The sequence below is a fragment of the Pseudomonas sp. GM60 genome (assembly GCF_000282415.1).
GTDB classification, from domain to species: domain Bacteria; phylum Pseudomonadota; class Gammaproteobacteria; order Pseudomonadales; family Pseudomonadaceae; genus Aquipseudomonas; species Aquipseudomonas migulae.
Genome location: NZ_AKJI01000063.1, coordinates 16,934 through 31,113, shown reverse-complemented (window position 1 = coordinate 31,113; position 14,180 = coordinate 16,934). Strand labels below are relative to the sequence as shown.

General features: G+C 59.3%; 19 protein-coding genes. 7 read left to right on the top strand and 12 right to left on the bottom strand.

The window, feature by feature from the left end; genetic code table 11:
- Positions 1-161 precede the first annotated feature (161 nt).
- The 4 genes from PMI32_RS13245 to tsaA all read left to right on the top strand — a co-directional run bounded on the left by PMI32_RS13245 (position 162) and on the right by tsaA (position 3,264).
- Positions 162-872: an rRNA pseudouridine synthase gene (locus tag PMI32_RS13245; RefSeq protein WP_008030035.1), complete on the top strand. Its 711-nt coding sequence runs from the start codon at positions 162-164 to the stop codon at positions 870-872.
- A gap of 75 nt (positions 873-947) precedes the next feature.
- The gene (locus PMI32_RS13250) at positions 948-1,418 is read left to right on the top strand and encodes a YehS family protein (protein WP_008030033.1); all 471 of its coding nucleotides are present in this window, start codon (positions 948-950) and stop codon (positions 1,416-1,418) included.
- Positions 1,419-1,608: 190 nt separating this feature from the next.
- The gene (locus tag PMI32_RS13255; RefSeq protein WP_008030032.1) at positions 1,609-2,379 is read left to right on the top strand and encodes an SDR family oxidoreductase; all 771 of its coding nucleotides are present in this window, start codon (positions 1,609-1,611) and stop codon (positions 2,377-2,379) included.
- 186 nt (positions 2,380-2,565) lie between these two features.
- Positions 2,566-3,264 carry a tRNA (N6-threonylcarbamoyladenosine(37)-N6)-methyltransferase TrmO gene (tsaA, locus tag PMI32_RS13260; RefSeq protein ID WP_008030030.1) on the top strand — a complete coding sequence of 233 codons (699 nt, stop codon included), beginning with the start codon at positions 2,566-2,568 and terminating at the stop codon, positions 3,262-3,264.
- A gap of 185 nt (positions 3,265-3,449) precedes the next feature.
- Here the strand turns inward: tsaA and fpr are convergent, their stop codons facing one another.
- Positions 3,450-4,229 carry a ferredoxin-NADP reductase gene (fpr, locus tag PMI32_RS13265; RefSeq protein WP_003443014.1) on the bottom strand — a complete coding sequence of 260 codons (780 nt, stop codon included), beginning with the start codon at positions 4,227-4,229 and terminating at the stop codon, positions 3,450-3,452.
- A gap of 122 nt (positions 4,230-4,351) precedes the next feature.
- On the opposite strand from fpr, the gene PMI32_RS13270 reads away from it, so the two are divergent.
- Complete coding sequence (locus tag PMI32_RS13270; protein WP_008030029.1) at positions 4,352-5,278, top strand: LysR family transcriptional regulator; 927 nt, start codon at positions 4,352-4,354, stop codon at positions 5,276-5,278.
- Here PMI32_RS13270 and PMI32_RS13275 read toward each other — a convergent pair.
- The 3 genes from PMI32_RS13275 to PMI32_RS13285 all read right to left on the bottom strand — a co-directional run bounded on the left by PMI32_RS13275 (position 5,275) and on the right by PMI32_RS13285 (position 7,316).
- Complete coding sequence (locus tag PMI32_RS13275) at positions 5,275-5,637, bottom strand: diacylglycerol kinase (protein WP_008030027.1); 363 nt, start codon at positions 5,635-5,637, stop codon at positions 5,275-5,277. The genes PMI32_RS13270 and PMI32_RS13275 overlap by 4 nt on opposite strands.
- Positions 5,638-5,712: 75 nt before the next feature.
- On the bottom strand, positions 5,713-6,363 hold the full coding sequence (gene erdR, locus PMI32_RS13280) for a response regulator transcription factor ErdR (RefSeq protein WP_008030024.1): 651 nt from the start codon (positions 6,361-6,363) through the stop codon (positions 5,713-5,715).
- 209 nt (positions 6,364-6,572) lie between these two features.
- A complete protein-coding gene (locus tag PMI32_RS13285) occupies positions 6,573-7,316 on the bottom strand; it encodes a tRNA-uridine aminocarboxypropyltransferase (protein ID WP_008030022.1) in 744 nt (247 codons plus the stop codon).
- 186 nt (positions 7,317-7,502) lie between these two features.
- Here PMI32_RS13285 and PMI32_RS13290 point away from each other — a divergent pair, with 186 nt between their 5' ends.
- A complete protein-coding gene (locus PMI32_RS13290; RefSeq protein WP_008030019.1) occupies positions 7,503-7,931 on the top strand; it encodes a PA3611 family quorum-sensing-regulated virulence factor in 429 nt (142 codons plus the stop codon).
- Here PMI32_RS13290 and PMI32_RS13295 read toward each other — a convergent pair whose 3' ends face one another.
- Together PMI32_RS13295 and PMI32_RS30875 are read right to left on the bottom strand one after the other, a co-directional pair.
- Positions 7,932-8,126: a hypothetical protein gene (locus PMI32_RS13295; RefSeq protein WP_008030018.1), complete on the bottom strand. Its 195-nt coding sequence runs from the start codon at positions 8,124-8,126 to the stop codon at positions 7,932-7,934. It lies immediately after the preceding gene.
- Positions 8,127-8,234: 108 nt separating this feature from the next.
- Positions 8,235-8,360, bottom strand: coding sequence for a hypothetical protein (locus tag PMI32_RS30875; RefSeq protein WP_259331695.1), 126 nt, complete (start codon positions 8,358-8,360; stop codon positions 8,235-8,237).
- Between the two features lie 132 nt (positions 8,361-8,492).
- Here PMI32_RS30875 and PMI32_RS13300 point away from each other — a divergent pair, with 132 nt between their 5' ends.
- The gene (locus PMI32_RS13300; protein WP_008030016.1) at positions 8,493-9,611 is read left to right on the top strand and encodes an LOG family protein; all 1,119 of its coding nucleotides are present in this window, start codon (positions 8,493-8,495) and stop codon (positions 9,609-9,611) included.
- A 214-nt stretch (positions 9,612-9,825) separates the two neighbouring features.
- On the opposite strand, the gene recX is transcribed toward PMI32_RS13300, so the two are convergent.
- The 6 genes from recX to PMI32_RS13330 form a co-directional block, all read right to left on the bottom strand.
- Positions 9,826-10,293, bottom strand: coding sequence for a recombination regulator RecX (gene recX / locus PMI32_RS13305; protein ID WP_008030014.1), 468 nt, complete (start codon positions 10,291-10,293; stop codon positions 9,826-9,828).
- A gap of 8 nt (positions 10,294-10,301) precedes the next feature.
- Positions 10,302-11,360: a recombinase RecA gene (gene recA, locus PMI32_RS13310; protein ID WP_008030012.1), complete on the bottom strand. Its 1,059-nt coding sequence runs from the start codon at positions 11,358-11,360 to the stop codon at positions 10,302-10,304.
- Between the two features lie 83 nt (positions 11,361-11,443).
- Complete coding sequence (locus PMI32_RS13315) at positions 11,444-11,944, bottom strand: CinA family protein (protein WP_008030009.1); 501 nt, start codon at positions 11,942-11,944, stop codon at positions 11,444-11,446.
- 79 nt (positions 11,945-12,023) lie between these two features.
- On the bottom strand, positions 12,024-12,560 hold the full coding sequence (locus PMI32_RS13320; protein ID WP_008030007.1) for a lysis system spanin subunit: 537 nt from the start codon (positions 12,558-12,560) through the stop codon (positions 12,024-12,026).
- Entirely contained in the window at positions 12,542-13,105 is a 564-nt protein-coding gene (locus tag PMI32_RS13325) for a glycoside hydrolase family 19 protein (RefSeq protein WP_008030005.1), read from the bottom strand. Before PMI32_RS13325 ends, PMI32_RS13320 begins: the two co-directional genes overlap by 19 nt.
- Positions 13,106-13,165: 60 nt before the next feature.
- Positions 13,166-14,179 carry a hypothetical protein gene (locus PMI32_RS13330; RefSeq protein WP_008030004.1) on the bottom strand — a complete coding sequence of 338 codons (1,014 nt, stop codon included), beginning with the start codon at positions 14,177-14,179 and terminating at the stop codon, positions 13,166-13,168.
- Between the last annotated feature and the right edge of the window lies 1 nt (position 14,180).

Here is a 14,180-nt window from a genome sequence, read left to right as displayed (position 1 = left end):
TGGACGTAAACGATAACGCGTCCTTTCTGGATAACCGCGGCGTTCCGGGCTCCATCGCCAGCAAGCCGGCTCCTACAAAAAGCTGTACGGCGTAAATGGAGCCGGGATTAACCGGCGCCCAGCAGGTACAATGCCCACCCCTTTTTTGTTACGGCCCTGTCATGACTGACCCGATACGTCTCTCCAAACGCCTCATCGAACTCGTCGGCTGTTCCCGTCGGGAGGCTGAGCTGTTCATCGAGGGCGGCTGGGTCACCGTGGACGGCGAAGTCATCGACGAGCCGCAGTTCAAGGTCGACACCCAGAAAGTCGAGCTCGACCCGGAGGCCAAGGCCACCGCGCCAGAGCCGGTGACCATCCTGTTCAACGTGCCGGCAGGCATGGACGCGGACACCGCGATGGCCACCCTCAGCGCCGAAACCCTGAGCGAAGAACATCGCTTCAGCAAACGCCCGCTCAAGGGCCATTTCCAGCGCCTGACCGCCAGCACCGACCTGCAGGCCAACGCCAGCGGTCTGCTGGTGTTCACCCAGGACTGGAAGATCCTGCGCAAACTCACCGCCGACTCCGCGAAAATCGAGCAAGAGTATGTGGTCGAGGTTGAAGGCGAGATGGTGGCTCACGGCCTCAACCGCCTGAACCATGGCCTCACCTACAAGGGCAAGGAACTGCCGCCGGTCAAGGCCAGCTGGCAGAACGAAAACCGCCTGCGTTTTGCGATGAAGAACCCACAACCGGGCGTGATTGCCCTGTTCTGCCAGGCCGTCGGCCTGAAGGTCGTCGCTATCCGCCGCATCCGCATCGGCGGCGTGTCCATCGGCAAAGTGCCGTTGGGCCAATGGCGCTACCTGTCCGGCAAAGAGAAGTTCTAAGACTTTTCACGCCGCCACACATTCTGGCGCCGCGGCTTATGCGGCGCCCACTGCCGACTATCAGGATTGCACACCATGATTCATAACGACGTACTGCGCAGCGTGCGCTACATGCTCGACATCAGCGACAAGAAAGTCATCGAGATCATCAAGCTCGGCGGCATGGACGTGTCCCTGGAAGCCCTGCTGACCTACCTCGACAAGAAAGAAGAGGACGAGGAAGGCTTCGTACGCTGCCCGGACGAGGTCATGGCGCATTTCCTCGACGGCCTGGTGATCTTCAAGCGCGGCAAGGACGAAAGCCGTCCGCCGCAGCCAATCGAAGTGCCGGTGACCAACAACATCATCCTGAAAAAACTGCGCGTGGCCTTCGAGCTGAAAGAAGACGACATGCACGCGATCCTCAAGGCCGCCGAGTTCCCGGTGTCCAAGCCTGAGCTGAGCGCGCTGTTCCGCAAGTTCGGCCACACCAACTATCGCCCGTGCGGCGACCAGTTGCTGCGCAACTTCCTCAAGGGCCTGACCCTGCGCGTTCGCCCGCAGTAACCGCCCCGCTTCTGTAGGAGCCGGCTTGCTGGCGATGGCGCCCTCAAAATCGCCATCGCCAGCAAGCCGGCTCCTACAGGTGAGGGTGGCAGGTCTGGCTGTATGAATCCCCATTCCGCGCAAAAATAGTGGCTCCGCTTCCGGCGGCTGACGACTAGGGTGTATGCACCCTCAGCTCTCAGGATTCGCCATGCACCCGTACTTTTCCCTGCAAGGCCGCACCGCTCTGGTGACCGGCGGCACCCGTGGTATCGGCAAAATGATCGCCAAGGCCTATGTCGAAGCCGGCGCCACCGTGTACGTCTGCGCGCGCGATGCCGAAGCGTGTCAGCAAACGGCTGACGAGTTGAGCGCCTTCGGAACGTGCCGCGCGGTGGCCGCCAACCTGGCCACTGAAGAAGGTGTGCTGCAACTGGTCACGGGGTTGGCCGAGCAGATCACCCATCTGGATATCCTGGTGAATAACGCTGGCACCACCTGGGGCGCGCCGCTGGAAAGCTACCCGGTCAGGGGCTGGGAAAAGGTCATGCAGCTCAACGTGACATCGGTGTTCAACTGCATCCAGCAGTTCTTGCCGCTGCTGCGCAAGGCCGGGTCAGAAGCCAATCCGGCGCGGATCATCAACATCGGCTCGGTGGCGGGGATTTCTTCCTTCGGCGAACAGGCTTATGCCTACGGGCCGAGTAAAGCGGCCCTGCATCAATTGTCGCGGATTCTGGCGCGAGAACTGGTGAGCCAGCACATCAACGTCAACGTAATCGCGCCGGGGCGCTTTCCGAGCAAGATGACCCAGCACATCGAGAACGATGAGCAGGCGCTGGCGGAGGATACGGCGTTGATTCCAATGAAGCGCTGGGGCCGGGAGGAAGAGATGGCAGCGTTGGCGATCAGTCTGGCGAGTACGGCGGGGGCTTACATGACCGGGAATATCATTCCTCTTGATGGTGGGTTCAGTCTCTAGATCGGCGGTGCGGCCTTCGCGGGCAAGCCTCGCTCCTACAGGTTCTTTGGCGTACATAAACTCTGTGTTCGCTCGAGAACCCTGTAGGAGCGAGGCTTGCCCGCGAATAGGCCCGCTCAGCCACCACCAGTCTTGAGGCCCGTCGGGTTATCATGCCCGCCTCAATCCTGCTTCGACCCTAAACCAATGACCTACAGCGTTTCCCCCATCGGCTTCGTGCGCTCCTGTTTCAAGGAGAAGTTCGCCATCCCGCGCCAGCCGCAACTGGCACCCGCCGCTCGCGGCGTGCTGGAACTGGTGGCGCCGTTCGATCAAGGTGACGCCGTGCAGGGTCTGGAGCAGGTCAGCCACGTCTGGCTGCTGTTCCTGTTTCATCAGGCCCTGGAAGAAAAGCCACGCCTGAAAGTCCGCCCGCCTCGCCTCGGCGGCAACAAATCCATGGGCGTGTTCGCCACCCGCGCGACGCACCGGCCCAACGGCATCGGCCAATCCGTGGTGAAGCTGGACAAGGTCGAGGCCAATCGCCTGTGGATATCCGGCATCGACTTGCTGGATGGCACGCCGATTCTCGACATCAAACCCTACGTGCCTTATGCCGACATCATCGACACGGCGTCCAATAGCATCGCCAGCGCTGCGCCGCAGCTGATTCCCGTGCAGTGGACGGACTCGGCGTTGCAACAGGCGCATGGGCACGCTCAGCGGCTGGAAGAGCCTTTGGTGGCGCTGGTTGAGCAGTGCTTGGCGCAGGATCCGCGGCCGGCTTATCAGACGCCCGCGCCTGAGCGGGAATATGGCGCGCAATTCTGGGATGTGGATGTGCGCTGGCACTATCCGACGCCGGATTCGATCTGCGTCCTTGAGGTCATTCCCGCACAGGTTTAAACGCCAGAAACGAAAAAGCCCGCATGACCTTCTCAGGTCATGCGGGCTTTTCTATGCGCTACGCGATTAATGTAGGAGCCGGCTTGCTGGCGATGGACTGGAACTCAGCGCGTTTATCCTGGGAGAAACGCGTCATCGTTAACGACCATCGCCAGCAAGCCGGCTCCTACACAAGTGACCTTCGGTCACTTCTCGACGAACGCACGCTCGATCAGGTAATCACCCGGCTCGCGCATCCGCGGCGAAACTTTCAGGCCGAAGCTGTTCAGCACTTCGCTGGTTTCGTCGAGCATGCTCGGGCTGCCGCACAGCATGGCGCGGTCGTCCTGCGGGTTGATCGGTGGCAGACCGATGTCGCTGAACAGCTTGCCGCTGCGCATCAGGTCGGTCAGGCGACCTTCGTTCTCGAATGGCTCGCGGGTCACGGTCGGGTAGTAGATCAACTTGTCACGCAGGGCCTCGCCGAAGAATTCGTTCTGCGGCAGGTGCTCGGTGATGAATTCGCGGTAAGCGACTTCGTTGACGTAACGTACGCCGTGGCACAGGATCACTTTTTCGAAACGCTCGTAGGTTTCCGGGTCCTGGATGACGCTCATGAACGGCGCCAGACCGGTACCGGTGCTGAGCAGGTACAAATGTTTGCCAGGCTTCAAGTCGTCCAGTACCAGCGTGCCCGTAGGCTTCTTGCTGATGATGATCTCGTCGCCTTCCTTCAGGTGCTGCAACTGGGAAGTCAGCGGGCCATCAGGCACCTTGATGCTGAAGAACTCGAGATGCTCTTCCCAGTTCGGGCTGGCAATCGAGTAAGCGCGCATGAGCGGCCGGCCGTTGGGCTGTTGCAGGCCGATCATCACGAACTGACCGTTCTCGAAGCGCAGGCCCGGATCGCGGGTGCACTTGAAGCTGAACAGAGTGTCGTTCCAGTGGTGAACACTGAGGACACGCTCGTGGTTCATGTTGCTCATGTACGTGGGACTCCTGGAGATTTTGCCTGCGCCTTTGGTCTGCGCAATTGCATCGCATTCTAATGGCAGCGACAATATCTGTTAAATGGATTATTAAGATAAGGGTTATCGGTTATATCGATATGCGATTTACTCTCCGTCAACTTCAAGTCTTCGTCGCCGTCGCCCAGCAGGAAAGCGTATCCCGTGCTGCGGGCCTGCTCAACCTGTCGCAATCGGCGGCAAGCACCTCGATCACCGAACTGGAGCGCCAGTCCAGCTGCCAGCTGTTCGACCGCGCCGGTAAACGGCTGAGCCTCAACGCCCTCGGCAAGCAACTATTGCCGCAAGCGGTGGCGTTGCTCGACCAGGCCAAGGAAATCGAAGACCTGCTCAACGGCAAATCCGGTTTCGGCTCGCTGGCGGTCGGCGCGACCCTCACGATCGGCAACTACCTGGCCACGTTGCTGATCGGCAGCTTCATGCAGCGCCACCCGGAAAGCCAGGTGAAGCTGCACGTGCAAAACACTGCCAACATCGTGCAACAAGTTGCCCATTATGAAATTGATCTGGGTCTAATCGAAGGCGACTGCAGCCATCCGGACATCGAAGTGCAGAGTTGGGTCGAGGATGAGCTGGTGGTGTTCTGCGCGCCACAGCATCCGTTGGCCCTGCGCGGCACGGCGACCATGGAAGAACTGAGCCACGAGGCGTGGATTCTGCGTGAACAAGGCTCAGGCACGCGCCTGACCTTTGACCAAGCCATGCGTCATCATCGCAGCGCGTTGAATATCCGCCTGGAGCTGGAACACACCGAAGCGATCAAGCGCGCGGTGGAATCAGGATTGGGGATTGGCTGCATTTCACGGCTGGCACTGCGCGACGCGTTTCGCCGTGGCAGTCTGGTGCCGGTGGAGACGCCAGATCTCGATCTGGCGCGGCAGTTCTATTTCATCTGGCACAAACAGAAATTTCAGACGCCGGCGATGCGCGAATTCCTCGACCTGTGCCGCGCTTTCACCGCCGGGGTTCAGCGCAGCGACGAGATCGTGCTGCCCACCATCGCTTAAAGCAGGATCACCGCCCACACCAGCGCGATCATGGTCAACGCCACCAGCTGCGCGGCGCTGCCCATGTCCTTGGCGTTCTTGGACAGTGGGTGCAGTTCCAGGGAAATGCGGTCGATGGCCGCTTCCACCGCTGAATTGAGCAACTCGACGATCAACGCCAACAAGCAGACGGCTATCAACAGCGCCTGCTCGACGCGGCTGACGTTCAAAAAGAACGAAATCGGAATCAGGATGACATTGAGCAACACCAGTTGCCGGAAGGCCGCTTCGCCGGTGAAGGCTGCGCGCAGGCCGTCCAGCGAGTAACCGGAGGCGTTGAGGATGCGTTTCAGGCCGGTCTGGCCTTTGAAAGGGGACATAAGCGTGGCAACTGACCAAAAAGGAGTGGGAAAGCTAGATCAACCAAAGTCAAAAAAGCGTGAAGACGCCAGCCTTTAGTGGCTTGAAATTGACTCAAGTTGTTGCAGGAGCAACGCCGCCTGGGTTCGGGTCCGCACATTCAGCTTACGGAAAATCGCCGTGACGTGGGCTTTGATCGTCGCTTCGGACACGCTCAGTTCGTAGGCAATCTGTTTGTTCAGCAGGCCTTCGCAGACCATGGTCAGCACCCGGAATTGCTGCGGTGTCAGGCTGGCGAGACCTTCACTGGCGGCCTTGGCTTCATCGGAAACGCTGACCGCTTCGAACGCCTGAGGCGGCCAGAACACATCGCCATCCAGTACCGAACGTACGGCTTTCTGGATCACGCTCAGGTCACTCGATTTAGGAATGAAACCGCTGGCACCGAACTCACGGGACTTGACCATGATCGTGGCTTCTTCCTGGGCCGACACCATCACCACCGGAATTTGCGGGTACTGACCACGCAGCAGCACCAGCCCGGAAAAACCGTAGGCGCCCGGCATGTTCAGGTCCAGCAACACCAGGTCCCAGTCGGATTTTTCGTCGAGGCGGGTTTCCAACTCGGCGATGCTCGCCACTTCCACCAGACGGACTTCCGGGCCAAGGCCCAGGGTCAACGCTTGATGCAAGGCGCTACGAAAAAGAGGGTGGTCATCGGCAATCAGGATTTCGTATGTGGCCATTTTTCAAATGATCCTGTTCTTCTAACAGCTCAAGGCGCAGCCACGGAGCTGCACCAACAGGGCACGTTCAACGCCAATGACGTGGCAATCACGTAAAGAATACGGCGTCTGAAACTACAGCCGCGCCCCAATCGGCGCCAAGCATGCCCAGCGAAACCGGGGTGGTCAAGGTGCCTGGCCGCTACAGTTCTTTGCAGTATGGGCGACAATCAGGCCGTGACGGCGGCCGTTTTCGGTACGAAAGGCATCAGCTCGGCATGTGCCGGTGTTGCGACGTTCATTTCCAGCTGATGCTTGGCATCGAGGTAATGTTGGCTGAACACGTCGAAATAAGCGTCCAGTGCCGACGCGGCGTCGACATCGCCCGCCAGATCGAGGCACAACGCCGCCACTTCCGCCGTGCACAAATGCTCGCTGCGGGTCGACCGGCGCAGACGATAGCGCGACAGCTTCTCGGGCAGCAGGCTCAGAATCGGCAATGTTTCAAAATACGGGCTTTTGCGGAAAATCTTCCGGGCTTCGGTCCAGGTCGCGTCCAGCAGAATGAACAGCGGTCGCTTGCTGCTATCCACCTCGACGGTGTTGGTCACGCGCTCAGGCTCGACGTACTCGCCCGGAAACACCAGATACGGCTGCCATTGCGGGTCGGCGAGCAAGGCCAGCAGCTGCGGATCGGTTTCTGTGCGCGACCAGATGAACGCATGGTTGTCGCGCACCACATCGGCGATCAGCCAACCGGTGTTGCTCGGTTTGAACACTTCCTTGTTGGTCATGATCAGGCACACGCCCGAGCGGGTCTCGACCTGCGGACGCCAGGCACACAGGCAATGGCTCTCGATCACGCGGCAGGCACGGCAACGCGTCGCCCTCCAGCCTCGGGCCTGAATCGGCTTGATGCCCTCCTCTTCGCGCTGGTCGCGCAAGCGGGCTACGGCGTTGGGGGCGTGGTTCATCGTGGGCAACACCGGCAGACAGGAAAACTCGACACGAACGGCACTCAGGGCGATAAAGGCCGGCAGTTTACCAGAGCGGCCGGCACAAGCCTGTACCGTCCAGACGGGCTCCCCTATAATTCGCCGCCAATGAACGCACAGCCATGTGGCTGGTCGAACCACCAGTCACTGAACCAGGAGAGTTTCATGCTGCGCCTTATCGTTCCCACCGCTGCCATCCTGCTGGCGTCGTCCTTCAGCGCTCAGGCTGCGTCCTTGAGTGAGCAGAATCTCAACAGAGAGCTGCGAAACGTCGCCGCACAAAGCAGCGTCGGCACGCCACGGGCGATCAACGAAGACATTCTCGATCAGGGCTACACCGCCGAAGGCAATGTTCTGATCAACCACTTGAGCGTGCAAAGCAGCCACGCCAACAAGATGCGGGCTGATCCGAAAGCGGTGTACTTCCAGCTTGGCGCCTCCGTCTGCAGAAACGAGGGGTTCCGCAAGCTGATGAAGAAGGGCGCGATCATGCGTTACGACTTTACCGAGGTGAAAACCAATCGCGCGGTCGGCTCCGCCAGCTTCGAGGAATCGGATTGCCCGAAAGCCACGCCGCCGGCAAAGAAAAAGTAATCAATGGGAATTGGCGCGCCGCTGTTCATCCTCGGCGCGCAGTTCGGCCAACAACGCCTGTAAATAGCGCGAGCGCCGCTCGGCTCCCTCCAGACGCCGGCAACACTCCTCTTCGAGACTCAAATGATTGGTCTCGGCCGATGACTTCAATAATCGATACAGTTGCGTATCGATCTCCAGAATGACTCTGGCCATAGCATCCCGCCTCCTTGCACTTCGCCCTTGCTTGAGCGACAAAATCCTTGAACCGCTTGTACCGTGCGCCCTGCCTTTGACGCAAAGCTGTCGTGTCACGTCTGTAATTTAGTAAATCAGAGTGCCGGACACTTGGCGCAGGTTCAGACGAGCGGTGAAATCACCTTGCAAATCGTCAATAAGCGGTTGCCAGGAAAGACTTTGCAGCGCAATGATCAAGTCAGCGAAAACCATCTAGAGGGTCTAGATTCATAGTGTTCCCGTTCACTTTTCAGGGCAGAAAAGGGGCTGCCTGGTTTGCGTTTTCCGATGCGAATGTTTCTTTCATCCAAAGGAACAACAGAGCCTGTACGGAAGGAGAAGTTGATGCCTTACCAACCGAATGACCTCCTCAGCCGTCATTTCGAAGAAAGCGGCCACGACCTCATCAGCAAGGTCGAAGAGCAACTCAACCTGGTTTCACCCAACAGCCCGAACATCCCGATCTACCGCGACATGATCCTGACCGTGCTGCGCATGGCCCAGGACGATCACAACCGCTGGAATGCCAAGATCACCCTGCAAGCCCTGCGCGAACTCGAACATGCCTTCCGTGTGCTCGAACAGTTCCGGGGACGGCGCAAAGTCACGGTATTCGGCTCGGCCCGCACACCGATAGAACACCCGCTGTATGGCCTGGCCAGAGAACTCGGCGCCGCACTGGCGCGCTCCGACCTGATGGTGATCACCGGCGCAGGCGGAGGCATCATGGCGGCCGCCCACGAAGGTGCCGGCCTTGAACACAGCCTGGGATTCAACATCACCCTGCCCTTCGAGCAGCATGCCAATCCCACCGTGAACGGCACCACCAACTTGCTGCCGTTCCACTTTTTCTTTACCCGCAAACTGTTCTTCGTCAAGGAAGCCGATGCGCTGGTCTTGTGCCCTGGCGGTTTCGGCACCCTTGATGAAGCGCTGGAAGTGCTGACACTGATTCAAACCGGTAAAAGCCCGCTGGTACCGGTGGTGCTGCTGGACGCTCCAGGTGGCACGTTCTGGCAAGGCGCACTGGATTTCATCCGCAACCAATTGGAGGAGAACCGCTACATCCTGCCGACCGACATGAAGCTGGTGAGCCTGGTCTACAGCGCCGAGGAGGCGGTTGAGCAGATCAATCAGTTCTACAGCAACTTCCACTCCAGCCGCTGGCTCAAGCATCAATTCGTGATCCGCATGAACCACAAGCTCAGTGACGCTGCGCTCGAACACATGCAACAAGCGTTCGCCGACCTGTGCCTGAGCGATCACTTCCATCAGCATGCCTACAGCGGCGAGGAGCACGACGAACCGCAGTTCAGCCACCTCGCTCGCCTGGCCTTCACCTTTAACGCCCGTGATCATGGACGACTGCGCGAACTGGTGGACTACATCAACCTGCCGGAAAACTGGGCGCAGTCCAAACCCCAGGCGCAACAACGCACGCGGGAACCGTCAAAGGTTACATGAGGAAAAGCACGGCAGCGTACTCGCCCCACCCGTAGGAGCCGGCTTGCTGGCGATGGACTCAAGTGCGACGCGTTGATTCAGACAGCACACGTCATCGTTAACGACCATCGCCAGCAAGCCGGCTCCTACAGGTTATTGAGTTGCCTGAGTTTCCCGGAACTTTATGAAGAGGCAAAAAAAACGGCCCGCTATCGAAATAGCGGGCCGTTTTTGTTTAATCATCCATTCCTCGACTGCTGAACAAGCGGTTGATCATTTCCATGGAATACCCCCGATAAGCGAGGAACCGCCCTTGCTTGGCGCGTTCCCGGGCGTCTATCGGTAAATGCCCGGCAAACTTGCGCCGCCAGGTATCTTCCAGTTGTTCCTGCCAGTTGATACCGCTCTCACGCAGTGCGAGTTCGATGTCATTGCGTTGCAAGCCACGCTGGCTCAACTCTTCGCGAATACGCAAAGGGCCATAGCCGGATCGGGCACGGTAGGAGACGAAGCTTTCGAGGTAACGGGATTCGGACAACAGGCCCTCTTCCGTCAAGCGGTCGAGTGCTATGTCGATCATTTCAGGGAGAGCGCCGCGCTGACGCAGTTTACGCGTCAGCTCGACTCGACCGTGCTCGCGTCGCGCGAGCAGGTCCATTGCGGTTCGCCGCACCGCGACGAGTGTATCGAGTACGGCGGTCATCGGATCAATCAGATATCAGCGTCAGCCAGGTCATCTTCAGTCTCTTTGACCGCAGAAGCTTTGGATTCCGCTACCGATGACGGAGACAGCAACTTGTCACGCAATTGCTTCTCAAGTTTCGCCGCGATTTCCGGGTTGTCCGCCAGGAACTTGGCCGAGTTGGCCTTGCCCTGACCGATCTTGGTGCCTTCGTAGGCATACCAGGCACCGGACTTCTCGACGAAACCGTGCAGAACACCCAGGTCGATCATCTCACCGTTCAGGTAGATGCCCTTGCCGTAAAGAATCTGGAACTCGGCCTGACGGAACGGCGAAGCGACCTTGTTCTTCACAACCTTGACGCGGGTTTCGCTACCGACGACTTCATCACCTTCTTTCACCGCGCCAGTACGACGGATGTCCAGACGAACCGATGCGTAGAACTTCAGCGCGTTACCACCGGTGGTGGTTTCCGGGCTGCCAAACATCACGCCGATTTTCATACGGATCTGGTTGATGAAGATCACCAAGCAGTTGGCGTTCTTGATGTTACCGGTGATTTTACGCAGCGCCTGGGACATCAGGCGGGCTTGCAGGCCAACGTGCATGTCACCCATTTCGCCTTCGATTTCAGCCTTTGGAACCAGGGCGGCTACGGAGTCGACGATGATCACGTCAACCGCGTTGGAACGCACCAGCATGTCGGTGATTTCCAGGGCCTGCTCACCGGTGTCCGGCTGGGAAACCAGCAGGTCGTCGACGTTGACGCCAAGCTTGCCGGCGTATTCAGGATCGAGGGCGTGCTCGGCGTCGACGAATGCGCAGGTCGCGCCGGCTTTTTGAGCCTGGGCGATTACCGACAGTGTCAGCGTGGTTTTACCGGAGGATTCAGGACCGTAGATTTCAACGATACGGCCTTTTGGCAGACCGCCAATGCCGAGCGCGATGTCCAGACCCAGAGAGCCAGTGGAAATAGCCGGGATCGCCTGACGGTCCTGATCGCCCATACGCATTACGGCACCCTTGCCGAATTGACGTTCGATCTGACCCAGGGCCGCAGCCAAGGCTTTCTTCTTGTTGTCGTCCATTAAAGTCCTCACGTAATCAATAAGGCCTGACGGCCAACACCTGTATAAGTAGCCAGTATTATTCCACAGCGATTCAGGATCGCCTACCCCTGATTTGAGATTTCTCCCGAGGCATGGCGCAGCAGCCCCTCTAGCGCGGCCTTCACCGTTTGTCGGCGGACCTCATCGCGGTTGCCGGGGAAGTGCTGCACCTCGCTGAACACCCGATCCCCCACACCCCAGGCCAGCCAGACCGTGCCGACCGGCTTGTTCGGCGAACCGCCATCCGGCCCCGCCACACCGCTGACCGCCACGGCGAAATACGCCCGGCTTTTTTCCTGGGCGCCACGGACCATGGCCTCGACCACTTCGCGACTGACCGCCCCCACCGTCGCAAACAACCCGACCGGGACATTCAATTGCTCGGTCTTCTGCCGGTTGGAGTACGTCACATAACCGGCCTCGAACCACGCCGAACTCCCCGGAATCCGGGTGATCGCCTCGCAAATGCCGCCGCCGGTACAGGATTCGGCTGCGGTGACGTGAGCATTGAGAAGCTGCAGGCGTCTGCCCAGTTCAGCGGCCAGTTGGGTGATTTCTTTCACGGTCATCTCCTGAGCGGGCGGAATGGGACTACCGTACACGAGCGGATCACGCTTGCAAGTTACAGGATCGATCAAAATGTTAGCGACCGAGCGCCCTGATATAGGCCTGACAGGCCTGCAACGCAATCAGTGCACGGTCGCCGGCGTCGGTGATGGCGATAATTCGTTGAGCATGCGCCGGGTCAAGTCGGGCTCGAACGGCGCCATGATCCACGCTGCCGGTGCTGGCGGCGGTTGGCACTGCACAGGCTGAGGCAGCGTCATGGGCATCGAGGAGGACTGACAGCCGCACATCAGCAGTGGCAAGACGATCGCGCAAGCGACCTTGATCACGTTGGGCATCGCTAAGCGCTCGATAATGGGTTTGTTCGCTGGCCGATAGCCGCTGTTCCAGCGCCAGCCGTTTATCTTGCTCGGTCTGTTGTCGAGCGGCCGCCGCCAGGGTCAGTTGGTTGAGCATCTCGGCGTGCGCCCCGGCCTGTTCCGCCAGTTGCCGCCCATAACGCCCATCCTGAAATCGCCAGGCCAGCGTTGCCGAGCCACCAGCCAACACAGCCAGCAACACAACAACGCCAACCACCCGCCACGACCCCGGGATCAAACCGAAGGCTGGCATAACACCGCCCTCGCCCGCGCCCAGAGTTGCAAACGGTCTTGCAACCCGTTCAGCCCCCCGTTGATCCGGCGGGTGATGCTGTTGAACTGGTCACGATCAGCCAGCTCGTTGAGGCCGTTTTGCGCCCAGAACCAGGCGGCGGATTCGGCTGCCCATTGCGGTTGCTCCAACAGTTCCGGCAACTGCAGCAGTCGCTCGTCGCCGAACAATCCGAGGCTGCACTGTTGGTAGTTATGGTGGCCGGTAATCTGGATCAGCCCACGACCTCGGTACCTTTGGCCATCACCGTCGGGCATGGGTGTATTGCCCAAACGAGCAGCCAGGGTGCCGGTGTCGTACCTGCTCAAATACTGATCACCGCCGAGTTCGCGCACGTAGTGCAACTGCCCGGATTCGTGACCGACTTGCGCAAGGAAAGCGGCGCTGCGTTTGGGCGTGTTGATGTCATGGCCATCCATGGCGCTATTGAGAGCAGAAATGAAAACGCCCGCTTGGCTGCGGGCGTTGGGAAGTATTTGCTGTAATTGCAGGACAGTAAGCGGCATGAGTGATGTTCCGTTCGCCATTGATCCGCCAGACCGGCGCCAGTGCATTTGATTGCGTTATTACGTGGCATCCGGACACTTCGCCTCGATCATGCAGCGATAGCTTTGATATTTGTCACCGCTGGCAATGACCTTTTCGATCGACCAGTACCCGCGCAGGAAATCCGGCCAGGACTGGTCGAGCAACAAGACACCCTCGGCGGACAACGCCGGATTGCCCGGACAGCTGATTTTCACCTTGAGCTTTTCACGCAGCAATTTGCGTACTTCACCCTCGCCGATATCCCTGGCCTCCGTTTCATTCTGGCAGAGCCGACCGATGACCTTGAACGGCGCGCTACCGGTTTCAATCACCCGCACCACCCCCGCTGCCGCGTCCCACCAACTCGTCTTGCAGCCCTGGTTTTTCGCCCGGACGGAGTCATCGAGCGTGGCGGAAATGAAGGCGCGATCGCCGGGTCGATTGTTGGTGGTCACCGACAGTTTCACCTGGGGCAACACCTTGCCCGACAGTGACTTGGTCTGACTTGGGAGCGCCAGCACATACAGCTCATTCATCGGTTTGGCGATGGCCTTGTATATGCCGGCGAGGCGAGTCAAAAACGCCATGTCACTTTCGTTGGACTGATCGATGTGGTCGATTTTTTTCAGTGCCAGTTGGGGTGCCACCCGTGGCGAAAAACCATGCCGCTCAGCGATCTCGCGAAACAGCGCACCCAGGGTGGTCGGCCCATGACTGGCCGATCGACGCTGCAGGAAGCCGGTCTTGTCATCGGCACTGAACGGCGCTGCGGTTGCCACCAGCGTCAAGCGCAGCGGGAACAACGTCGGCGTCAGGCGAGACACCGTGAACTGGCCCTTATCCACCAGACTGGACTCCGCGTAACCGACCTTCAGGCCAATCTTGCCGCCCAGGATCGGCAGCCCCTCAAGCCCTTCCAGATCGAGCGTCAATGTCAATTGATCGGACTCGGTACCGGCGGCATCAATGTGCTCCCAACTGATCAGGCGCTTGTTGATCAAGTCCTTATTGGCCCCATAAATCTCTACCTCTGGCGTAAAACCCAATGCCATG